The following is a 22,862-nucleotide window of genomic DNA, read 5'->3' as shown; positions in this document are numbered from 1 at the left end:
CTTGGATTGACCGAAAAGCAAATCGCATGCAACCCCGATCAACCGGAACTGTCCCCGCTTGGCATTGCCGCCGGGGACGTTGTCACGATTGGCCACGCGGTTTCTCTCCGTGGATCAAGAAGGATCAGAACTTGATATTGAACGAAGCCTTGAACCCGTTTTGCTTGGCACCGCTGCCATACTGACCAACATAGCTGACGCCAAGCGTCGAAGCCGGTGTCACATCGAAATCAAGCCCCGCTTCAAGCAAAGCCGTATCCTTGGCAATCGGCGCACCCGCCACGGTGAAGGCATCGCCGCCTGCAAGGGCCTGCGTTGAGACCGGTATGATGTCGCCATAAGCATGCCGCCAGCCCAGCGAGCCCTTCAAGTTGACCGCAGCCGACCCGAGCGACAGGGGAGCCTCCGCCCGCAAGCCAAGGGTGGTGAAGGTGGTATTTGTCTTATCGCTTTCGACATTCAGCGCCGCAGCCCCACCGGTTTCGGTAAATCCGTCGGTACGCAGCCGGACATGCGAGAGATTGACAAAAGGTTCGAACGACGCTGCAGCAGTATCAAGCCGATAGCCGATCTCACCAAACGCCTGTAATGTGCGAGCATCGTAATCGGCCTCCAGTGTATTGGAGAGATCCGCAAATGAGACTGACCGCGACGCATCAATACTGTGCCACGTCTGGATCAGACCTGCTCGCAATCCGAGCTGTCCCCACTGGTTGCCACCATAAATGCCCAGATGCCAACTGTCGCTCGTCGCAGCAGCGTTTCTGCCCTTGAAATCGATGTCCGACTGGCTGTAGCCGCCAGCGAAGCCAAGCCGCCAGCCCCCGGCCAAACCTACTTCGAGACCGGAGATAAAACCACCTGTCGATGTCGAGACCCCGCCAGTATTGGCATTTCCGTCCTGCTTCACCCAGGAACCGAAGCCCGTCGCCCAGAAGCCATATTGCGCCGAAGGCGCATTATCGCTGACCGCGTCGATTGCAGCAGACGCGCGCGATGGTTCTTGTGTCTTCGCGTAGGAGAGAACCGGAACATCTTTCGATTCAACACCAGCGAAGGCCGAGCGCAAACGGTTGTTGATTGCATCCGCCACCAGATGCGATGTCTCAATCAGGCTCGTCTTGGTGGAGGCATAAGCGTCACCCGACAATTGGTCAAAAGCCGCCCTCGCCCCTGCCGCATCCAAAAAGACGACCGAGTTCGCTACAGAATTACTGAGATCCAGTCCGTCGACCGCTTCTGCGACGGCCCGCTGATTGTCGGTCTGCGCGACGCTTGAAAGCGCGACGTCATTACGACCGATGGTCAAGAGAACACTGTTCGCATCATAGCTCAGGTTCGGCGCAATGAAGGTGGTCGACCCGCCCCAGGAAACACTGCTGAATGTGGTGCCCGCAAGATTGCCCGCCGTCAGGATCGTGTAAGGCCGATCAAGCTGATAGCCGCCAAGCGTGGACACGGTGACCGTACCTGCCAGATTGGCGGTTCCGCCAACCTTGATCAGATCCGCTTCGCCTTTCGCGTTGATCTCTGCCGCATAGACCGAAGATGAAGCCAGCGTCAGATCGCCGTCAACGGCCACAATGCCGATGGAATTGCCGGGTGTGATCGTGCCCGCGCTGACCAGATTGCCCGCTATATGCCAGTTGCCGCCAAGAATGGATGTCTGGTCAACACTGACATTTCCGCCCACTTGGACAGGTATTGCAACCGTGCCGCCCCGCGTCACGGACCCCTCCGTGAGCGTTACGTTGCCGCCAATGGAATCGCCTTCATCGCCGAAGTCAAAGCTGCTTTGGACGCCAGTGAGATTTCCAGCAATGACCGATTGTTGCTCAAAGACCAGACTGCTGCCGCGCATGCCCTGAATATGGGTAATCCCCTGGAGAAACCCCGTCCATTGCGCGCCTTGCTGGAGAACCAGATTGGTGTTGCCAGCCCCGGTTTTCGCCTGCAAATCAATAATATTGCCTTTGCTGACCGAACCCGCATCCAGCTCTATGTCGACGACCCCGCCAGATCCATCGCCGTTGGAGCGATCCACCTGCAGCAAGATGCCGTTATTCTCGGTCGCAACTGTTCCACTGCCAAGGCGAATATGCGCCACATCGTCGGCACTGGTCAGAACCACGCCAATCGTCGGCCCTTGCGCGCTTTTGAGAACCGCGCCTTCGACTTCAATCGTACCAGAACCGGAAATTGCCAGAGCAGATGCCGTTTCGCCCAGTGCTGTTAGGCTGCCGCCCGTGATCGAAATTGAACCACCCGCCTGCGCCATGGCACCGGCGGCACCGGCACCCGAAGTGACGATATCCGTATTGGTTGCCGCAATCAGGCCGCCTGCTGTTCCCTCGTCATTATTGGCCAGAAGCCCATAGGCCTGGCTTCCAGTCGTCCGAATGGTGGCTGCGGAAAGCTTGATCGTCGAAGCAGATTCAGCAAAAGCCCCAAAACTCGACGCGCCAACGGTTTCAACTGTGATATTGCGAGCGTCGATCACTCCTTCATCGAGGGCGTGCAAGCCGACAGCGAAACTGTCCCCATATGTGCGGATCGTACCACCCGTCAGATAGACCGTACCGGACGTGGTTCCGTCATAGGCGTAATTCGGATGGTTGGTGCCGAAAGCACCCGCCTGTACAGCATGGGCATTGTTGCCATAAGTGCTGATATCGGCGCTGGACGTAATCGACCCGCCATTGCTGGCGATCAGACCATAATTGCGCAGGCCATAGGTCGTGATCGAACCGCCGTTCAACGTCACGCTCGCATTGTTCTGCGATTGAACACCTTCGGAAAAACGCGCCGCATTGTTGGTCACAATCGTCACATCGTTGGCGACAACCGTCGCGTCATCTGCCTGTATGGCTCTGGCGCTGTTGCCCGACGTCGTGATCGTGCCACCGTTCAGTGTAACAACACCGCCCGACAGCGCTTCGACGCCGTAAGCAGCGGTTCCACCGGTGACAATATTGCTGTTCGTCAGCAGGACCTGACCACCATTGTCGGCATAAGCGCCGGATGCATTGGAACCGGTGGTCGTGATGCTCAGATTGTCGCCCGATATCCGGCCAGCGACGGTGCCCATGTCATTATTTGCGATAACGCCGAATGCATTCTGACCGGCGGTGTTTATCGTCGAGTTGGTCAAAACGATTGATGACCAGCTTTCCGCGAAAGCACCGAAACCGTTGGTGCCTGTCGTTGTGACCTGAACGGCGCCATCAATCGTGCCGCCATCGATCGCATGTAACGCGAAGGAATCCGCGTCATCTGTTGTGACAGCTACACCGCCGAGCAGATGAATGGTTGAATGATCCGTACCGTCCGCATCACTACCCTTCGCACCAACCTGGATACCATGCGCCTTCGGCCCTGACGTGATGACATTGATGTTTGAAACATTCAGCGTCGACGCCACCCCCGCTCCGGCAGAGACAAAAACACCCCACGCGCGGCCATTATTGATGGTCGCCACTTCGTAGGTCGCGCCAAGGCCATTGAAGGTCGCCGTGCTGCCTCCATTATACTGGTAGGCTATTCCATTCACCACAACACTCGTTGCGGCAGCCAACGTGTTCGACAGGACGAGAGCTACGGCTGTTGAGCCCAGCACCCGCATCAGATCTTTTGAGATGACCGACATCATTGCCCCTAAACGCGCCCTTCAGCCCCTCGGCTACGGCGAATATTTCAACAAATGAATTTAGATAGACCTCAATTAAAATGCGAAATACAGAAATCCTATTGAACAAATACCAATACAATAAGATTCGAACAATACGAATTACACAATTATTTGCATCAAACCGCTATTTAATGCTCGTATATTTGATTTCAAACGCTCTATATATGCAATATTACTATTATATAAACTCTAATTTATAGAATTAAACTTAACTAAATTAATAAATACGAACTGGATTCTTTTTTAAAAGCACAGCGTATCGTCCCGCCAGATAAGCAGGGCGATGCGGAGAAACCTGGAGAATGGCAAGGAAGAGGCGCGGATGCCGGGCCGACCATAAAGCGAGAGGCTGATACGGCGGATCAATGCTGTGCGCCCGTCAACAGCGCAGCGCCATAGAACATGACGGTCAGTCAGCCGGAGCCGTAACGGCTCCGGCTGCGTAAGGTTAGATCAGGCCTTCTTCCTTCAGCGCCTTCTGCGCTGCCGGACGCGCCATGACGCGTTCACGCAGGGCGAGCGCCTTCGGATAAGCGCCGAGATCAACCTGCATCACCAAGCCCCAGCCGAGTACGACAGACGCGTAAACATCGGCCTGCGACAGTTCTTCGCCCAGCCAATAGCTGCGACCATCCACCAGCATGGCCTCAAGCTGGCCCATGCGACGGCTGATATTGGCAAGCACGCCCACCTTCGCTTCTTCGGTCAGGTTCGGCGCAAACAAGCCGCCGAAGGCCGTGTGCAGATCGCCGCAAAAGCCGAGCGCTTCCTGCAAGCGCACGCGTTCCATCGTGCCATAGGCTGGCTTGAACGACGCAACACCCGAATGGTCGCCAATATATTGCAGGATGGCTGCGTTCTGGGTGATTACCAGACCCGGCTCGAGTTCCAGAGCCGGAACTGCGCCACGCGGATTGACCGTCAGATAATCGGCACCGCTTTCTGTAACCTTGGTTTTCAGGTCGACGGCTTCAAATGTGTAAGGCAGGCCGGCTTCGCTGAGAACGATATGCGGTGCGAGCGAGCAGGCACCGGCTTTGTAATAGAGCTTCACTGAGGATATCTCCGAAGAATTGCAACGCGGGATTTCTATCAATTCCCGCAGCCCCTGCAATATTGTTGGGGGCAATTTTTCGTGTACTCAGCCGATGCCGGAAATTCTTTGCGCGGAAGCGTCCCGATCAGAAAAGCGAAGCAATGCGCGCAGGCTTGGATGATGACATCCGGGGCACCACGACAAGCTTGTTGAACTCGCCGCGCTTGAAGGCGCGCAGGAAGCGCGGATAATCCCGGAACACCACACAGCCATTGGAATCGCCGTTGCGACCCAGCATGAATGTATGCGCCAGAAGTCCGTCGCGATTGTAGCGGTTGTTGCCATCGGCGGGCGTCAGGCGGATCGCTTCAACGCCGTGGAAAAGCGCCTCACGCATGCGCAGATTATAGCTGTGCGGCGGCGTGGGGCCACGGTTCTTCTGGTTCACATAGGTGGGATTGTCACGCATGCGACCGATGCCCGAATGAGCTTCGAGCTTCTCGCCACTCGGCAGATAAACGGTTGCAGCGGAAATATCATAGATGGCGACGCGGCTGCGGGCAGCCTGATTGATCAGCGGACTGAAAAGGCCCGGCTCCGGTGTGTCCGTTGCGCCGCTTTCGGGTGCATAGGCCAACTGTGTCTTGGGGCGCATGCGCGACGTACGCAATGCAGGCTTGGCACCCGGCAAAGGCACATCATCCGGCACGAACATGTCGCGGTCGGCTTCGTCGTCAGCCGCCATATCTGTCTTCTGATCAGGCGCCGATTGCGGCAGCGGTATTGCATTGCCGATTGGCAGATTGGGTGTGGCACTGCCGTCCGCGTCGGCTTCTTCAGCCTGCGACAGGGGCAAAATGCCGGACTGGCTCTGTGGCTGGATCTTGGCGAGCGCAACCAGAGCGGCAGGCGTCTGCGGCGCGCTGGCATAACCAAGCGCGACTGCGCCCGCGGTGGCGGCTTTCGCAGCCGCGTCAGCTGAAATCTTGTTGCCCGTCTTGTCCGCTGCCGGATCAGCCGAGGCGACTGCAACCAGCTCAGGCAACCGAACGCGATCCGCGCGCGGTTCGATCAACGAAGCCACATCAACCGATTTTGGCTCGATTACAGAATCCGGACCGATATCGGCAATGATCGGCTGATCATCGGTCATCTTGTTGCGACGCCAGTCGAGGTTGGAATAGGCAGCATCCGCCGTATAGGCCTTGATGAAGCTTTCACGCATTTTGTGCGTCGGGGTGCGGGTCTGGTCGACAAGGGCCAGCGCCTGCGGCATGGCTGCCGGAATGCGCCGCATGACCGGAGCGACAGGCGCAAATGCGGGAATGGCCGTTTCAAGCGTGCCGAGCGCGGTCAGCATCCAGCCACCGGCGACAAGACCTGTCGCGGCAAATGCCGTCACGCGCAAAAAGCCACGCAAACTGAACGGAAGGCCGATACGGCCGCTACGCGGAGCCGCATAGCCATACACTTCTGTCACACACGCCATGATACTAACCCGACTGGAATTCGACTTCGCGGCCCCACTTCCGGCCTCGCCTCGCATGTCAGTTCGGCAAAAAAGCGAAGAGGACATGGCAAAGCAGTGGCCGAAGCGAAGCAGTGACCGCATTGGTCGCTTCCAGAATGGCGAATTATGGTAACCAAAGTCTTTACGAACGGCGTGTGACTGATAATTCCTCTCCGAAAGAGGAAAGCTGCATCAGCCTGTCAGGCGATAAGCAGCTGGCGCATCACCCGAAAATTCAGGGAATTCATCGCCCTCGGTCACCGTGCGATTGCGCCCGCGATGCTTGCCGCGCATCAAGGCAAGATCGGCGCGAGACACCGTTTCCCATAACTTTTCATCATGACGCAGCATGGCGATGCCAAAACTGCATGTCACATGGCGGTCTTTCGGCAACGCCGCAAATGCATGGCGACCGACCTGATTGCAAAGCCGCTTGGCAAAGCGTTCGCAGTGCTGGGCACTGCCCGCAACCAGCAGAACGAACTCTTCACCGCCCACACGGCTGACGATCACATCCTGCCCGGCCAGTGCCTGCAACAGATGCGAAAACTCCACCAGCACGCGGTCGCCAGTCGCATGGCCTAGCTCATCATTGATCGCCTTGAAATGATCAATATCCGCAATAATGACGCCATGCGTTGCGCCTTGCGCGGCACTTGCCAGTTTGCGCTTTGCGTGGCGTTCCATACCACGCCGGTTGAGAAGACCGGTCAGCGGATCGGCATCGCGTTCATTGCGCAACTTGTCGATGATATCGAGCGCGGCGACGGTCAAAATTAAGAGACCGAGCAGAACACCGCCCATCGATGCTGCCACCGTTACCCATGACCAATAGGGCAAGGACAGCAACTCCCTGGAGCTGGCCACATCATCCAGCATGACAATCGTGAAGATGCTGCGCAGGAAGAAATGTGCCGCCAGCAGCGCCAGAACCAGACGCAGCGCCGTTTCGATCCACCGGTCACCCGGCACACGCCGGGCATGCAGGCAAAGAACCGCAGCCAGTGTGCCAAGACCTATATTGGCCGCAACGACCAGATAGCTGTAGATCGCCCCCTGGCAGGCAAGCAGGCCGACGGCAGCCAGCGTTAAAACCGTGATCAGCGACGCCGTGATCGGGGGAAAGCCCCGCCCAAGCCGTACCATCACCGCCTGACAGAACAGCCAGCCAGCTGCAAGTTGCAGCAGGATCGCCAGAAGGAATGTCTGCCGCAGCTCGGGCAGAGGCGGCGACACCTGCACAAAATGTCCAAGAGAAAATGCCGCGAAGCTCAGGCCGAAAAGCAGCATATGCTTTCGCCGTCTGTCGAGCACCCACAAGCTCGACATCGCGACCGCAAACAGCATGATCAGCAGAGAGGGAACAATCTTCACGAGAAACCAGACCAGTAATCGATTGAATTAAAATTCAATAAGTAGTGAGGCCAATCTGAATGTGCAATTGCATATATCAGTCAAATTAACTTTTGTAGAGAAATTAAACCATCCAAAACAATATATTTATTTTCTTAAATAAAGCAGACGCTAATAAAAAATTATAAACAAAGACATCCATGGAAATCCTGACTTTTATTCTTAAATAAGCGCACGATGTTTATCCCCAGATATTGCCCATCGGATAAAGAAGCTGGGCGCTTGAAGCCATTTCCGGCCACTATTACCTGTTACTAATGAGAATGAAGGCTTGGTCTGGAAAAGGCGAAGTGCGATCCTATAACCATGCCATTCGAGCGGTTCCAGCCGGAAAACTGGCTGGTTGCGCTCTATTTGTTGTTTTGCATTTCCAACGCCAGGCCCCTCGACACGTGTGCTGGCAATGTCCTCGCGGAGAATTTCGATGCGCCACCAGTTCGACCTTTTTGCTCCCGCTGCGAAGGCAGGAGAAGAACGGGCGGAGCTGCGTCCTGCCCGCGCGAAGCCCAAGCGCGAGACGGTTGGCGCGCAGGCGCTGAAGGCCCCAGTCATCGATGAAGCCGAAATGGTACGTCAGCTGAAGGATAGCGGGCGCTATCGCATTCTGCGCCGCCTTGACCCGCTGCCCGTCGTGCCCGATGCCGACATACAGGCCTTCCCGCGTCTTGGTGTCGTGGTAGATACGGAAACCACCGGCTTGAATGCCGCGCAGGAAGAAATCATCGAAATCGGCGCCGTCGCGTTTCGCTATGCGGATGACGGCTCGATTGGCGATGTCTGCGCCACTTTCGGTGCGTTGCAGGAACCTTCCAAGCCGATCCCGGCGGACATTACCCGCATCACCGGCATCACCGATGAAATGGTGAAGGGCCAGACAATTCCGCTGGCGGAGCTCGAAGCATTGATTGCCGATGCCGATCTGATCATTGCGCATAATGCCGGCTTCGACCGTCCGTTTCTGGAACGGTTCTCACCGGTCTTTGCCAACAAGCCATGGGCCTGTTCGGTCAAGGAAATCGACTGGACGGCGCGCGGCTTCGAAGGCACCAAACTTGGCTATCTGATCGGCCAGAGCGGCTATTTCCATAATGGACACCGCGCCGAGGATGACTGTCAGGCGCTGCTCGCCGTGCTGAAGGAGCAGTCGGGCGATACCACGCCCTTTGCCGAACTGCTGCAAGCCAGCCAGAAATCGCGCCTGCGCATCTATGCCGAAAACAGCCCCTTCGAGATGAAGGACAAGCTGAAGGAGCGCCGCTATCGCTGGTCGGACGGTAGCGACGGTCGCCCGAAATCATGGTGGACCGAGATCGGTGAAGATGAACTCGACGCCGAACTCGACTATCTGCGCACCGAGATTTACGGCTGGCGCGATGCCGAGCCGCTGATCCAGAAGCTCACCGCCGTGGATCGCTATAAGGAGCGCACCGCTCCGGCCCGGTAAATAGCAAGGACGGGATACCCCCTCGCCCTTCGGGACGGCGCTTCGCGCCTCCTCAGGATGAGGGGTGCTGGTTTGGCGATCAGGCGATAACCGGCCAAGGGCGCTGCGCTGGCCGCATCACTTCATAGGCCTGTGCCAGCCGCAACACGCCCAGATCGTCGAAACGCTGGCCGAAAATCTGCAAGCCGATTGGCAGTCCCGTCGACGTATAACCGCAATTGATCGAGATCGCCGGTTGCTCCGACATGTTCATCGCAACGGTGAAGGCGATGTGCTCGAAAGGACGCTGCGGATCGTTGACCGGCGATGCCCATTCCGCCGGATAGGTCGGCATCGGCGCGGTCGGCGAAATAATGAAGTCGAAATCCTTCGACGCGCCGAGCGCTGCATGGCGCATCGCGTCGATCTGCGCGAAGCCGGAATAGACCTCCTCGCCGTTCAGACCTTCGGCCGTTTCGGTCCACTGATAGATGTAAGGCAGGATTTTCGCGCGGTTTTCCGGCGTCATCTTCTTCACATCCGCCCAGGAGCGCGCACGCCAGAAGCGGTCGAGACCATCGATCATGGTGCGATTGAGGAATGGGGCAACCGGCTCGACTATCGCGCCCGCATCGGCAAAAAGCCTGGCCGCTGCTTCCACCGCAGCGCGGGTTTCATCGCCGGTCGGTTCACCAAAGCCGGCATCGAGCCACAGGCCGATTTTCAAACCTTTGACGTCGATATCAAGGCTCATCCAGTCAATGTCCTGATAGGGCAAGCTCATGGCGTCGCGGCGGTCGGGTCGCGACAGCACCGACATGTAAAGCGCGCTATCGGCAACCGTGCGGGTCATCGGACCGGCAACGCGACCGAGAAATGCCGGATCAATCGGAATACGCCCGAAGGACGGCTTCAAACCGACGAGACCGCACCAGCCGGCAGGCAGGCGGATGGAGCCGCCAATATCGGTTCCAACATGCAGCGGGCCATAACCGGCGGCACCGGCGCTGCCAGCACCGGCGCTTGAACCGCCCGGATTGGTGTTAAGGTCCCACGGGTTGCGGGCAAGCTTGTGGAAGCTCGACAGGCCCGACGACAACATGCCGAGATCGGGCATGGTGGTCTTGGCGAGCAGAACGCCACCGGCCTCGCGCGTGCGTGCCGCAGGCGGTGCGTCAGCGGCGGCTGGCTTCAGCGGCAGCGCCGCGCAACCCAGCGGAACCGCCGTGCCTTCGGTCGCGATATTTTCCTTGATCGTCAGCGGCACACCATCGATGGGACCGGCAGGCTCACCCTTCGACCAGCGCGCTTCAGAGGCCTTGGCCGCCACCCGCGCTGCATCGGGATCGTAAGCCCAAAGCGCATTCAGCTTCGGCTCATAGGCTTCGATGCGGGTGATGACAGCTTCGGTGACCTCGACCGGCGAAAGCGACTTCGCCTTATAGGCGGCCACGAGTTCGACGGCTGACAAATCGGCAAGATTCGACATTGGATATTTCCTCAAATCACTCAGGCAATTTCAGTGTGGAATCGGATCGCCGCGCTCGCTTGCGGCGACCGGAGAAAGGCTTTGGCACGGCGTCGACCAGCGCCCGCGTATAGTCATGCTGCGGATTGTCGAACACCGCATTGGTCGGCCCCTGCTCGACAATATTGCCGCGATAGATCACCGCAACACGGTCGGTAATCGCGCGCACAACGCCGAGGTCATGGCTGATGAAAAGATAGGACAGACCAAACTTTTCCTGCAAATCCATCATCAGGTTCAAGACCTGCGCCTGAATGGAAACGTCGAGCGCAGAGACCGGCTCGTCGGCGACAATCAGCGCCGGTTTGGTGATCAGGGCGCGCGCAATGGCAATGCGCTGGCGCTGCCCGCCAGAAAATTCATGCGGATATTTTTCCGCAGATGCCTTGGGCAGGCCAACCGCTTCCAGCACTTCCGCAACGCGGTCGTCGCGGTCCTTGGAACTGGTGCCGCTTTCCAGCGACACGATCGGCTCGGAAATGATGCGCTTGACCGTATGGCGCGGATCGAGCGAACCGTAAGGGTCCTGAAAGATCGCCTGAAAGCCTTTGCGCGCTTCACGCAGGCCCGAGCGATCCAGCGCATAAATATCCTGACCGTTGATGAGAATCTGACCCGATTGCGGACGCTCCAGCCCCATCACCGCACGCGCCAGCGTGGATTTGCCGGAACCGCTTTCGCCGACGATGCCAAGGCTTTGCCCTGCTTCGATCTCGACATTCACACCATGCAGCACGCGCAATGCGCTGGGCTTTGAAAAGAAAGATGCGCGCGGAAGCTGATATTCGCGCACCACATCGCGCACCTGCAAAATCATCTTACTCATGAAACCACCTCGCCTTCACGCGGATGCAGGCAGGCGGCGCGATGCACGATGCCGTCATTCTCGGCGATGAAATCGAGACCCGGTATTGCCTGTCGGCAATCGTCCTGCACAAAGGCGCAACGGTCGGCAAAGGTGCAATGTGGCGGGCGCGCCAGCGGGTCCGGCACAACGCCCGGAATGGCGGCAAGGCGCTGACGCCCCGTGCCGTGGTTGCGCACCAGTGCCGCACCATGGGGCGAGGCTGCAAACAAGCCACGGGCATAGGGATGTGCCATGCGCTGAAAGACAGCTTCCGTGCGGCCCGTCTCGACAATGCGGCCCGCATACATGACGGCAATCCGGTCGGTCATTTCCGAAACCACGCCGAGATCATGCGTAATCAGCATCAGGGCGGTGCCGGTTTCGTCAATCAATTCGTCCATCAGATCGAGAATCTGCGCCTGCACGGTCACATCAAGCGCCGTTGTCGGCTCATCGGCAATCAGCAGGTCCGGCTCACAGGCAATTGCCATCGCGATCATCACGCGCTGGCGTTGCCCGCCAGAAAGCTGGTGCGGATAAAGATCGAGATTGAAGCGCGGTGCTGGCAGCCCCACGCGATCCAGAAGGCGGCGTGCTTCACGCTCCGCATCGGTCCGGCTTTCGCCCAAATGCAGACGGCGGCCTTCAGCGATCTGCGCGCCGATGGACTTGACCGGATTGAGCGCCGTCATCGGCTCCTGAAAAATCATCGCCATGCGCCGTCCGCGCATCTTGCACAGCTCCGCTTCCGGCTTGTTCGCCAGATCCTCGCCGTCAAAACGCAAGCGACCGCGCACCTGCATGCGCTCAGGCAGCAAGCCCATGGCGGCAAGCGCGGTGATCGACTTGCCGCTGCCGGATTCGCCCACGATGCCGAGGCGCTCGCCACGGTTCAGCGTCAGCGTGATGCCGGAGACAATATCTGCCGAACGAGCACCGAAGGGCAGCTCGACGGACATGTTTTCCATTTCAAGAAGAGGCGTTTTGGACAGGGGTGCGATCATCTTTGCCTCCTGACGCGCGGGTCGAGCACATCGCGCAATCCGTCACCCAGCATGTTGAGGCCAAGCACGGCAAACGTGATGGCGAGGCCGGGGAAAATGGCGAGCCATGGCGCGTCATAAATAAAGGTCTGTGCGTCGTTGAGCATCTTGCCCCAGCTTGGCATCGGCGGCTGGGTGCCAAGCCCGACATAGGAAAGGCCCGCTTCGGCGACAATGGCGAGCGCGAACTGGATCGTCGCCTGCACGATCAGCACATGGTTGATATTGGGCAGCACATGCAAAAGCGTGATCGACACATCGCCACGCCCTGCGCAACGGGCTGCCTGCACATATTCACGCTTCCATAGCCCGAGCGATGCGCCGCGTGTGACACGCGCAAACACAGGAATGTTGAAAATGCCGATGGCGATCATCGCATTCACGGCACCGGGACCGAAAACAGCCGTGATGATCACCGCCGTCAGAAGCGCCGGAAAGGCGAAGGCCAGATCGGTCATGCGCATGACGAACCCGTCCACCATGCCGCCGCGTGCAGCCGCGAAAGCGCCCAGCGGAATGCCGATCCCGGCACCGACAAGCACGGCGATGATCGACACGGCGATGGAATTGCGCGCACCAACCATGATCATGGAAAACACATCGCGACCGAAATTATCCGTGCCGAACAGATGATTGAAGCTCGGCCCCTGTAACTTGTCGCGGAAATTCATCGCCGTCGGCGAATAGGGCGTCCACAAAAAGGAGATGAGCGCCATCGCAACCAGGATAACGGTGATCAGCGTGCCGATGGTCAGGCTGCGGCTCAAAAGCACCGTTCGGAAAATGCCGGGCTTCGGCAGGATTTGCGTGTCGCTCATCGGCTGCCTCCCGTCGAAAGGCGCGGATCGATGAAGCCATAGACAAGATCGACGATGAAATTGACCGCGATCACAGAAGCGGCAAGCAGCGTCACCAGCGACTGCACGGTGACGAGATCGCGCTGCGCGATGGCCTGAAACACCAGCCGTCCCAGGCCGGGCAGATTGAAGACGTTTTCGATGATGATGGTTCCCGCCAGCAGAAAGGAGAATTGCAGGCCGATGATGGTGACAACCGGGATCAGCGCATTGGGCACTGCATGACGCCAAAGTGCCGCCTTGCGTGTCAGGCCCTTGGCGCGCGCGGTCCGCACAAAATCCTCACCCAATGTTTCGATGACGGCAGAGCGCGTCACGCGAGCCAGAATGGCGGCAAGCGGCAGCGCAAGCGCCAATGCTGGCAGGAACAGCGAGCGGATACCGTTCCAGAAGCCGCCTTCCCACCCCGCAAAGCCCGAGGCCGGAAACCAGCCGAGCTGCAAGGCAAACAGGAGGATCAAAAGCAGGCCAAGCCAGAAATTCGGGATGGCGACGCCGACCTGCGCCACGCCCATGGAGAGTACATCGCCGGTTTTGCCGCGCTTCGACGCTGCATATACGCCGACCGGAATGGCAACCGCGACCGACAGGACCATGGACAAAAGCGCCAGCGGCAGCGTGACCATGATGCGCGGACCGAGCAGTTCGCTGATCGGCACGGAATAGGTGTAGCTCGTGCCGAAGTCGCCTTTGAGAAAGCCGCCGATCCATGTGAGATAACGCCACCAGATCGGCTGGTCGAGGCCAAGCTGGGTATGGAGCGCAGCGAGTGTTTCAGGCTGCGCATTGATGCCAAGGATCACAGCTGCCGGATCACCCGGCAGCACCTGCATCAGCAGAAAGACGATGACGGAAGCCGCAAGCGTCGTCAGCAAGAGCGAGACCAACCGCCCGGATATATAAGCCAGCAAAGCGACCTCCTTGAAAAGACGGATATCCGCTTTCCACACTCCAACTCGCCGCACGCCCTCCCCTTATATTTATGGGGTGCACGGCCATTCACATTGTTTCAACGCGCATCGGAGATGCGCTTGAATTCCGCCCCTTTGCCAAAGCGCCGGGGCGGAGGCTTTTATTCGGCCCAGTAAGCCTGGGTCAGATCATCAGCCGGGATCGGCATGTTCCTCCACAGACCCTTGACGTTCTTATTCCAGACGCCGATTTTCGGCAGCGCATAGAGGAAGATATTCGGTTCGTCGGCGGCCAGCTTTTCCTGCAACTTCTTGACGAGTTCCAGCTGTTCCTCGTCGCTGCCAGCCTCGGCATAAGACTTGTAGAGCGCCTTATAATCCGGGTTGTTATAGTTGAAGTAGTATTTGTCGCGGGCATAGATATCGAGATCGCGCGCTTCGGTATGGGCGATGATCGTCGCGTCAAAATCCGACCGCTTGAACACCTGATCCAGCCACTGCGCAAACTCGATCGGCACGAGATTGACCTGAATGCCGACCTCGGCCAGCATCGCCGCAATGATCTCGCCGCCGCGACGCGCATAGGCCGGTGGCGGAAGCGTGATGGTGATCGACGTGCCTGCCGGAACACCAGCCTCTTCCAGAAGCTGCTTGGCTTTGGCCGGATCATACGGATAGGTCTGCGAGAGATCGACATAGCCCGGATCAACCGGCGAATAATGCGAACCGATTGGCGTACCAAAGCCCGAATAAGTGCCTTCTATCAACGCCTTGCTGTCGATAGCATGGGCCAGCGCCTGACGCACCTTCACATTGTCGAAAGGCGCTTTGGCGTTGTTCAGCGACAGGATGACCTTGCCTGCCGTATCACCCACTTCGACATGTAGCTTGTCGTCGCTCTTGAAGCGGCTGATCAGCTCCGGGGCCTGGAACATCGGGAACACGTCAATGTCACCCGCAAGGATGGCTGCAGCGGCAGCCGATGGATCGCTGACGAAACGGAACGTGACGGCGGAGAGCTTTGCAGGCTCACCCCAATAATCCGCATTGCGTTCCAGTTCGACGCGGTCGCCCTGCACCCAGCGCTTGAACTTGAACGGACCCGTGCCAACCGGCTTGGTCTTGTTTTCGCCAGCCGCATTCGGCGCGACCATCACGGCGTCGCCCCAGCCCATATTGAACAGGAAGTTCGAGGTCGGGCGCTTCAGCGTGACAACGGCCGTCGCCGGGTCAGGACATTGTGTGCTTTCAATCGGCGCAAACAGGCCCTTCTGCGCATTGGTGGAATCCGGAGCGACGGCGCGCTCATAGGAAAACTTCACCACCGAGCAGTCGAACGGCGTGCCGTCGTGAAACTTCACGCCCTGACGCAGCTTGAACGTATAGGTCTTCTTGTCGTCGGAGACAGTCCAGCTTTCGGCCAGAAGCGGCTTCACCGTGCCGTCTTCGACAATGCGCACAAGACCTTCATAAAGGTTGGCATAGGTAACCTGCCGGATACCGGCAGCGGCATTGGCGGTCGGGTCCAGACCCGGCGGCTCCAGCACTTCGCCGACCACCAGCGTGTCTTTCGCGAAGGCACCGTTGATCGATGCCAGCATCGCAGCCGTTATAAGCCCGGCTTTCAGTAAGTTACCCATGGGTTCCCCTATCCCTCCAACTATTAAATCGAGCGCCCGCCATCCACGTCGAGCGCAACCCCCGTAATCATAGAGGCAGCGGGCGAGCAAAGGAAAGCCGCCGCTTCAGCCAGATCATCAGGTTTCAACAGGCGGCCCATCGGGATGGAATCGCGGAACTTCTTGCGGATTTCTTCGGTGTCCTCACCCATGAATGTGGTGAGAAGCGGCGTTTCACCGGCAACCGGGTTCAGCGCCACAACGCGGATCTTGGATGGTGCGAGTTCAATGGCGAGCGCCTTCGTCACCGAAACAACCCAGCCCTTGGTCGCGTTGTACCAGGCAAGGTTCGGACGCGGGCGACCAGCGCCGGTCGAAGCGACGTTCAGAATGACGCCTTCGCCATTGCCCTTGAAATGCGGAATGAGCTTGCGCGTCATCAGATAGACGCCACGCACATTGACGCCGAGAATGCGGTCGAACTCTTCCGGCTCCACCAGTTCGGCATTTTGCGGCTTGTGACCGATGCCGGCATTGTTGATCAGAATATCGACCTTGCCGAATTTCGACAAAGCAGCTTCTACTGCCGCATCGACATCAGCTTCCGTGGAAATATCAGCAGCCACGGCCAGCGCTGCATCGCCGATTTCGCCTGCGACGCGCTCAGCGCCTGCCTTGTCGCGGTCAACAATGACGACCTTTGCGCCGCCGTCAGCAAAGCGCTTTGCCATGCCTTCGCCAAACCCCGAACCTGCTCCCGTGATGAGCGCGACCTTACCTTCAAGCGACACTGCAATTCTCCCAAATGCTATTTTCATCACATTTTCAGACGGGAAACCGGTTCCCACTTTCCCTGAAAATGCTGTTTTATCCGTGCCAGACCGAGATGGTCTTCAGCGAGGCAAACCCGTACAGCGCCTCAAAACCCTTTTCGCGGCCATGGCCGGATTTCTTCACGCCGCCGAACGGCAATTCGATACCGCCGCCAGCACCATAATTATTGATGAAGACCTGCCCGGAATGGATGGCCCGCGCCAGGCGGAACTGACGTCCACCATCATTGGTCCAGATGCCGCAGACGAGGCCGTATGAAGTCCCATTGGCAATAGCGATGGCTTCTTCTTCGGTGTCGAAAGGCAGAATGACCTGCACCGGACCAAAAATTTCCTCCTGCGCCAGACGATGATCGGCAGGCACGTCGCGGATCAGCGTCGGCAACACATAGGCCCCGCCTTCCGGCGCATCTTCGGTCAGCACACCTTGCGCGGCAATGGCCAGTCCGCTTTCCTTCGCCAGATCGAGATAGCTTTCGACAATCGCCTTCTGGCGCTGCGATACGACCGGACCGACCGACGGATCAGCACTTGCCGGGCCGACTTTCAATGCGCGGTAGCGTTCGCTCATGCGCGCGACGACATCTTCATAAATGCTGCGCTCAACGAGAATGCGCGACGAAGCCGAGCAGGTCTGACCGGCATTCTGAATACCCGCATTGACCAGAAACGGCAAAGCGCGGTCGAGATCGGCATCGGCGAAAACGATCTGCGGCGATTTTCCGCCGAGTTCCAGCGTAACAGGCACAGTGTTTTTGGCAGCTGCGGCTTGCACCGCTTCGCCCGTGCGCACCGACCCCGTAAACGAGATGTGGTTGACATCGGGATGCTCGGAAAGCGCCGCGCCTGCTTCCGCGCCAAGCCCGGTAACGACATTGAGCGCGCCGACCGGCAGACCGGCCTTTTCGGCAATACGCGCAAATTCGAGAATGGTCAGGCAGGCTTCTTCCGCAGGCTTGACCACGGCTGCATTGCCCATGGCCAGTGCTGCGCCGAGGCTGCGACCCAAAATCTGCATCGGATAGTTCCACGGAATGATATGGCCCGTGACACCATGCGGCTCATAGATCGACAGAACCGTAAAGCCGTTCTGATAGGGCAGCGTGTCGCCATGCACCTTGTCGGCGGATGCACCATAGAATTCGAGATAACGCGCCAGCGCCACCACATCGGCGCGAGCCTGCGTGACCGGCTTGCCGACATCTTTCGATTCCAGATCGGTCAGGAGATCGATGTTCTTCAACACCTCTTCCGAAATGCGATGCAGCACACGGCCACGTTCGGTTGCGGTCAGCTTGCCCCAGTCGCCGGAAAGCGCCTTACGGGCGGCCGCCACAGCCTGATCGATATCGGCCTTGGTGCCTCGCGCGATCAGCGCCAGATCGCTGCCATCGGAAGGGTTCTTGACGGTGATATGCTCGCCGCCAGCCGCATCCTGCCACTGACCTGCGATGAAATTGCCATAACGGAGCAAGCCAGCTCCTCCCGTCTGGTTCTCATGCTTCATCTTCATTCTCCCGAAGAGGCTGTTCCGCCTCCAATCTTGCCGTGGTGGCGCGGATATGGGCTCGCGCCAACCGCTCAGCCTGTTCACCATCGCGCGCGGCAATGGCCTCAACGATAGCGCCATGTTCGCGGATGGCGTCGCGCGCACGGTCTACCGACAGCGAAAAGGACGGCGCGAAAACCTGCGATGTCATGCGCAACAGCGGCACGAAGGCGATCAGCGAGGCATTGCCTGCGGTGTTCATCACCGCCATGTGAAAATCGACATTGGACTGGGTATAGGCTTTGGGATCCCACGGATCGACCACTGCCGACTGGCCCGCCACATGCGTGCGCAATCTGGCGATATCCGCATCACTCGCCCGCTCGGCGGCAAAGCGCGCAGCGACACCGTCGAGCACTTCGCGCACGGCATAGGCGTCGATCAGGCGGGTGAGATCGGCAGAGGCAACACGCACCCCCCTGCCCGGCAGATGGATAACCAGCCCGTCGCGCTCCAGAACGCGCAGAGCTTCCCGCAAAGGCGTGCGGCTGATGCCGAATTCTGTGGCTATATGCTCCTGCCGGAGGATCGCGCCCGGCGCATAAACGCCCGCATAGATTCGCTCCCGAAGCGCCTCTGCCACTTCGTCCAGCAACCGGGTCTGACTACGCCATTCATAAGCCGACAATCGAAAAGTCTCCCAACTTTTCTCAAACTATATCCTGGATACAAAATCGGTCAATCCGAATTTCGACGACTTTTCTGAAAAGATGGAAGCCTGTTGACGACCGATAATTCTGGAGAATGCGGCCCACGCGAAACAGTGTGCCAAGCGCATAAAAAACGCCGCGACAAGCGCGGCGTTTTTAAAGTGCGTGAATGCGAGCTAGCGACAGTTTTTACAAGAAACTGTCGGCGATGGGCTTCCACTCGCCATCCTGATTGTCGAACTGCGGAATATGCCCGAGGCTGTGAAGCAGCTTCACATCGTCGCCTAGTTTTGCCTGCCAGTCCTTGGCTTCGGTGAGGATGACGCCGATGCCGACGACCTCGCCGCCTGCCTTGCGCACCAGTTCGACCGAGCCCTTGAGGCTCGAACCGGATGCCACGACATCGTCCACCACGACCACGCGCTTTCCCTTGAGAAGCGGGATTGCCTGACGGTCGAGAAGCAGACGCTGCTCGCCCTTGGAGGTGATCGAGGAAATCGTCTGCACCAGCGCGTCGCCAAGATGGATTTTCGGCGACTTCTGCAACACCACATAATCGTCGAGACCAAGTGCGCGCGACACTTCAATCGCCACGGGAATGCCGAGCGTTGCAGCGCCGACGATCACATCGGGCTTCAGCGGCGCCAGCTTTTCGGCCAGCGCCTTGCCCACATGTTCACCAAAGCGAACACCCAGATCGATGACCATCATCAGGGAAATGGCGAAGTTCGGATTGATCGGCACAATCGGCAGATCGACCTTGCGGCCTGCCACATCGACGGTCCAGACCTGTCCGTTGCCGGATAGTTTCGTGCTGTCTTCAGTCATCGTTTTACGTCCTTGGTATTGAGCCGTGATTCGACCAGCAGGCCGACATTGCGCCAAGTGGTGCGCTTGCGCTTGGTGTCGAAGCCATAAATGGCGAGCGAAAGCGAAATGGCATGCGCCATGCGGATTGCCTGCACCAGAAGCGGAACACCGCGCGCCAGCGCAAAACGCAGGCGCATCGGGAAGGATACGTCATCGATTTCCATGCCGCGGGCGCGCTGGGCATCCGCGATACGTTCGAAATCCTCGCGCAGCATCGGGATGATGCCGAAGGTCAGCGACAGCACCAGCGTTACCATAGGCGGCAGACGCGCAGCGCTTGCCGCTGCCAGAATGGAACCCGGCGTGCTGGTTTCCATCACAAAATAGAAGGCCGCCGTAGTCGTCACCAGTCGCGCCGCCATACCGGCGGCAATCGGCAGCGTATCCACGAAGGCCATGCCTTGCAGCACAAGATTGAGAATCCAGCTCGCCATGACGAGCAGCGTCAACAGCATCGCACCCTTGAGATAGCCGCGCAGGCCCGGCACTTTGACCAGCACCAGAAAGCCGACCGTCGCCAGCGCCAGCGGCACGCCATAATGCCAGCCGGGCACCAGCCAGGCTGCGAGCATGACCAGAAAAGCCGCGACGAGCTTCACGAAGAAGTTCAAATCGTAGAAGATTTTCATGCGGCTTCTCCCGTCTCAACGACACGCGGCTTGGGCCAGCCCAGTGCGCCATAGGCATCGGAAGCCCAGGACGCATCCACATCGCCATCGAAAGTGACATGGCCGTTATCGAGGATCATGACACGGGACGACACATCGTCCACCAGTTCCAGATCGTGCGAGATCAGCATCACGGCACGGTTTTCGCTGAGTGCGGTTTCGAGGAACAGTTCCAGCATACGGCGACCGTTGAGATCGCGCGCCAGAAGCGGCTCATCGAGAATGGCAACCGAAGCGCCCGCCGCTTCCGCACAGGCGAGACCAAGCAAGGCCTGCTGCCGCGAGGAAAGCGCAAACGGGTTGGTTTCCTCGTGACCGCCCAGACCGTATTTGTGCAGGCAAGCCGTTGCGCGGGCGGTGATGGCGTCATCCTTCGGCGCGCGGGTTGCCGCTGTGATGGCGAAGACCACCTCTTCCAGCACCGTCATGTTGAACAAAATCCGGCGCATGTTCTGCGGCAGATAGGCAACCGAACGGGCGCGCTTTGCGGCAGTCCATTTGTCGGCATTCTCGCCGCCAATGGTGATTGAACCGGCCGCAATTTTCTGAAGGCCCAGAATGGACTGGAACAGCGTGGTCTTGCCCGCACCGTTCTTGCCAATCAGACCGACAACCTCGCCCGCCCGTATCTGGAAATTCACGTTTTCAAGAACCGGCTTGCCGTCGCGGCGCTGAAGCTGCGTCTTGATGCCCGACACGGAAACGAGCACCTGACCATCGGCTTTGCCACCGGCAAGGCGCTTGCGCACCGCCACAGGCGGCAGAACACCCGCATCTTCCCAGGCTCCCGCATCATTGATGATGGAAGCAAGCGGCACGACGGGCGCAAGCTTGCCTTCCTTCACCAGACCGACATCGGTGACGACGGCCTGCAAGGAGGCAGGATCCTGTTCGGCAATCAGCAGGGCCGGAATTTCCGCACCGAGCTTTTTGAGAACCCGCACAAGACGCTGGCGCGCCGCCGGATCAAGACCCGTGGTCGGCTCGTCGAGGATCAGGAGCTTCGGCTCGGCAGCCAGTGCGGCGGCCATGGCCACCATGCGCCGCTCGCCGCCCGAAAGGGTCAGCACGCGGCGGCCACGCAAGGTGTTCAGTTCAAGCTCGTTGAGAAGATCGTCAATCCGCGTGCGGACGGCGTCTTTGGCAAGGCCGCGATTTTCCAGCGGAAAGGCAATCAGGTCTTCGACGCTGAGATCCCAGAGCTGGTCTTCCACATTCTGCGAAACCACACCGACCGTGCTGAACAGCTCATCCTTCGACATGGAAGAGATGGACTTGCCGTTCAGCGTCACATCGCCGCCGAAAACCAGCGGGGTGATCAGACGCGGCACAATGCCGGATGCGGCGTTGAGCAGCGTGGTCTTGCCACTGCCGCCCGCGCCGCAGACCAGAAGGCGTTCGCCGTCACGGATATCGAGGCTGGCCTCGGCGATTGCCAGAACGGAATCGCCAAAGCCCACTTTAACATTCTGCAGTTGGAGCACTTTTCCGGGCCCGCTCTCAGAAACGCGTGAAACCGGACGGATGCGCGCCCTTGAGAATCTTCAGGGCCGGAACCACCAACAGCGGGGTGCCGATCAGCATCGGAACGATATCGGAAAGACCGAGATACATGACAGCCCACCAGAATGGGAAAATGCCGAGATAGGCAAGGCTTGCCGAAACGGCGGCAACCATCAAGAGGCCAACAATCAGGCAGGTCGCTGCAATTTTAATCAGCGTGGCGCGATTGAAAGTCGTGGTCTTCGGATCGAACAGGATGCCGGGGATCAGGCCGGTCAGGCCAACCATGATGCCGTCGATGAGCAGCGAATGCGCAGGAATGAAGGTGCCAGCGAGCAGAGACCAGATGATGGTGCCGAGATAGCCGCAGATGAAACCGCTCTTGCGGCCCAGCAGAATACCGACCAGCGGCGGCAGAAAAGCAAAAATGCGCCACTGGATCACGCCCGGAACCAGCTGGATCGGATTGGCATAAGCCCAGAGAACGCCGGTTGCCGCAGCGGCAACGATGGAAAGAACGATCGGAAACAGTGTATTTCCGTCGTTGTGGATGGTGGTTGAGTTGGACATTGTCTTATTCCCGTAAAGTATCTCCCGTCTGCTTAAAGCAAAAGCCATGCCGCTTGGCTGTCGCAGCGGGCGAAAGAGACTTTATTGTAATGGCGTGAGGCTATCCTGTCGGCATTTCTGTAGCGATAAAGCACTTCCGGCAAAAACACCCGGCCTTCCGAAGAGTCAAGCGGAGTCACGCCTGCAAAGCAAAGAGTCACACCAAACATGGGTGGACGCTTCGTGTCTGAATCGAAAAGGCGGCAGGCCGTGGCGAAAATGGCGATTTCGAGAACCGGAGCTTGAGCCGTACTTTTGGGTACGTAAGCACGGGAAGCCTTGCACAATCCTGAAAAGTTGCAGAC

18 protein-coding genes are annotated in these 22,862 nt (G+C 58.6%); 1 reads left to right on the top strand and 17 read right to left on the bottom strand.

The features are described 5' to 3' along the window. Window positions 1-124 precede the first annotated feature (124 nt). The 4 genes from FHW00_RS17825 to FHW00_RS17810 form a co-directional block, all read right to left on the bottom strand. On the bottom strand, window positions 125-3,649 hold the full coding sequence (locus FHW00_RS17825) for an autotransporter domain-containing protein (protein ID WP_078339881.1): 3,525 nt from the start codon (window positions 3,647-3,649) through the stop codon (window positions 125-127). A gap of 487 nt (window positions 3,650-4,136) precedes the next feature. Next, window positions 4,137-4,742, bottom strand: coding sequence for a glutathione S-transferase N-terminal domain-containing protein (locus tag FHW00_RS17820; RefSeq protein WP_078339880.1), 606 nt, complete (start codon window positions 4,740-4,742; stop codon window positions 4,137-4,139). A 127-nt stretch (window positions 4,743-4,869) separates the two neighbouring features. After that, on the bottom strand, window positions 4,870-6,213 hold the full coding sequence (locus FHW00_RS17815; protein WP_445557964.1) for a DUF2778 domain-containing protein: 1,344 nt from the start codon (window positions 6,211-6,213) through the stop codon (window positions 4,870-4,872). Window positions 6,214-6,426: 213 nt separating this feature from the next. Continuing rightward, window positions 6,427-7,608: a GGDEF domain-containing protein gene (locus FHW00_RS17810; protein WP_445557963.1), complete on the bottom strand. Its 1,182-nt coding sequence runs from the start codon at window positions 7,606-7,608 to the stop codon at window positions 6,427-6,429. 463 nt (window positions 7,609-8,071) lie between these two features. Here FHW00_RS17810 and FHW00_RS17805 point away from each other — a divergent pair, with 463 nt between their 5' ends. Next, window positions 8,072-9,091, top strand: coding sequence for a 3'-5' exonuclease (locus FHW00_RS17805; RefSeq protein ID WP_078339879.1), 1,020 nt, complete (start codon window positions 8,072-8,074; stop codon window positions 9,089-9,091). Window positions 9,092-9,170: 79 nt separating this feature from the next. Here FHW00_RS17805 and FHW00_RS17800 read toward each other — a convergent pair whose 3' ends face one another. The 13 genes from FHW00_RS17800 to FHW00_RS17740 form a co-directional block, all read right to left on the bottom strand. Beyond that, a complete protein-coding gene (locus tag FHW00_RS17800; protein WP_113534801.1) occupies window positions 9,171-10,559 on the bottom strand; it encodes an amidase in 1,389 nt (462 codons plus the stop codon). A 16-nt stretch (window positions 10,560-10,575) separates the two neighbouring features. Continuing rightward, window positions 10,576-11,424, bottom strand: a complete 849-nt coding sequence (locus tag FHW00_RS17795; protein WP_078339878.1) for an ATP-binding cassette domain-containing protein — start codon at window positions 11,422-11,424, stop codon at window positions 10,576-10,578. After that, window positions 11,421-12,449: an ABC transporter ATP-binding protein gene (locus FHW00_RS17790; RefSeq protein ID WP_078339877.1), complete on the bottom strand. Its 1,029-nt coding sequence runs from the start codon at window positions 12,447-12,449 to the stop codon at window positions 11,421-11,423. Before FHW00_RS17790 ends, FHW00_RS17795 begins: the two co-directional genes overlap by 4 nt. Further along, complete coding sequence (locus FHW00_RS17785; RefSeq protein WP_113534803.1) at window positions 12,446-13,306, bottom strand: ABC transporter permease; 861 nt, start codon at window positions 13,304-13,306, stop codon at window positions 12,446-12,448. The genes FHW00_RS17790 and FHW00_RS17785 overlap by 4 nt, the downstream gene beginning before the upstream one ends. Further along, window positions 13,303-14,256, bottom strand: a complete 954-nt coding sequence (locus FHW00_RS17780) for an ABC transporter permease (RefSeq protein ID WP_078339956.1) — start codon at window positions 14,254-14,256, stop codon at window positions 13,303-13,305. Before FHW00_RS17780 ends, FHW00_RS17785 begins: the two co-directional genes overlap by 4 nt. Before the next feature lie 161 nt (window positions 14,257-14,417). Beyond that, window positions 14,418-15,896, bottom strand: a complete 1,479-nt coding sequence (locus tag FHW00_RS17775) for an ABC transporter substrate-binding protein (protein ID WP_078339876.1) — start codon at window positions 15,894-15,896, stop codon at window positions 14,418-14,420. Between the two features lie 23 nt (window positions 15,897-15,919). After that, on the bottom strand, window positions 15,920-16,666 hold the full coding sequence (locus FHW00_RS17770; RefSeq protein WP_078339875.1) for a glucose 1-dehydrogenase: 747 nt from the start codon (window positions 16,664-16,666) through the stop codon (window positions 15,920-15,922). Window positions 16,667-16,742: 76 nt separating this feature from the next. Beyond that, window positions 16,743-18,215, bottom strand: coding sequence for an aldehyde dehydrogenase family protein (locus FHW00_RS17765; RefSeq protein ID WP_078339874.1), 1,473 nt, complete (start codon window positions 18,213-18,215; stop codon window positions 16,743-16,745). Further along, entirely contained in the window at window positions 18,205-18,885 is a 681-nt protein-coding gene (locus FHW00_RS17760; RefSeq protein WP_078339873.1) for a GntR family transcriptional regulator, read from the bottom strand. Before FHW00_RS17760 ends, FHW00_RS17765 begins: the two co-directional genes overlap by 11 nt. Before the next feature lie 211 nt (window positions 18,886-19,096). Further along, the gene (locus tag FHW00_RS17755) at window positions 19,097-19,735 is read right to left on the bottom strand and encodes a phosphoribosyltransferase family protein (protein WP_078339872.1); all 639 of its coding nucleotides are present in this window, start codon (window positions 19,733-19,735) and stop codon (window positions 19,097-19,099) included. After that, window positions 19,732-20,406 (bottom strand): energy-coupling factor transporter transmembrane component T, encoded by a 675-nt coding sequence (locus FHW00_RS17750; protein WP_078339871.1) that lies wholly within the window; start codon window positions 20,404-20,406, stop codon window positions 19,732-19,734. The genes FHW00_RS17755 and FHW00_RS17750 overlap by 4 nt, the downstream gene beginning before the upstream one ends. Beyond that, window positions 20,403-21,929: an ABC transporter ATP-binding protein gene (locus FHW00_RS17745; RefSeq protein WP_078339870.1), complete on the bottom strand. Its 1,527-nt coding sequence runs from the start codon at window positions 21,927-21,929 to the stop codon at window positions 20,403-20,405. Before FHW00_RS17745 ends, FHW00_RS17750 begins: the two co-directional genes overlap by 4 nt. 16 nt (window positions 21,930-21,945) lie before the next feature. Then, window positions 21,946-22,518, bottom strand: a complete 573-nt coding sequence (locus FHW00_RS17740; RefSeq protein WP_021586547.1) for an aminotriazole resistance protein — start codon at window positions 22,516-22,518, stop codon at window positions 21,946-21,948. Window positions 22,519-22,862: the final 344 nt, after the last annotated feature.

Source organism: Ochrobactrum sp. P6BSIII, assembly GCF_014138065.1.
GTDB lineage: Bacteria > Pseudomonadota > Alphaproteobacteria > Rhizobiales > Rhizobiaceae > Brucella.
Note: the sequence above shows the minus strand (reverse complement) of the source record. Positions and strands in the feature narration are given on the sequence as shown.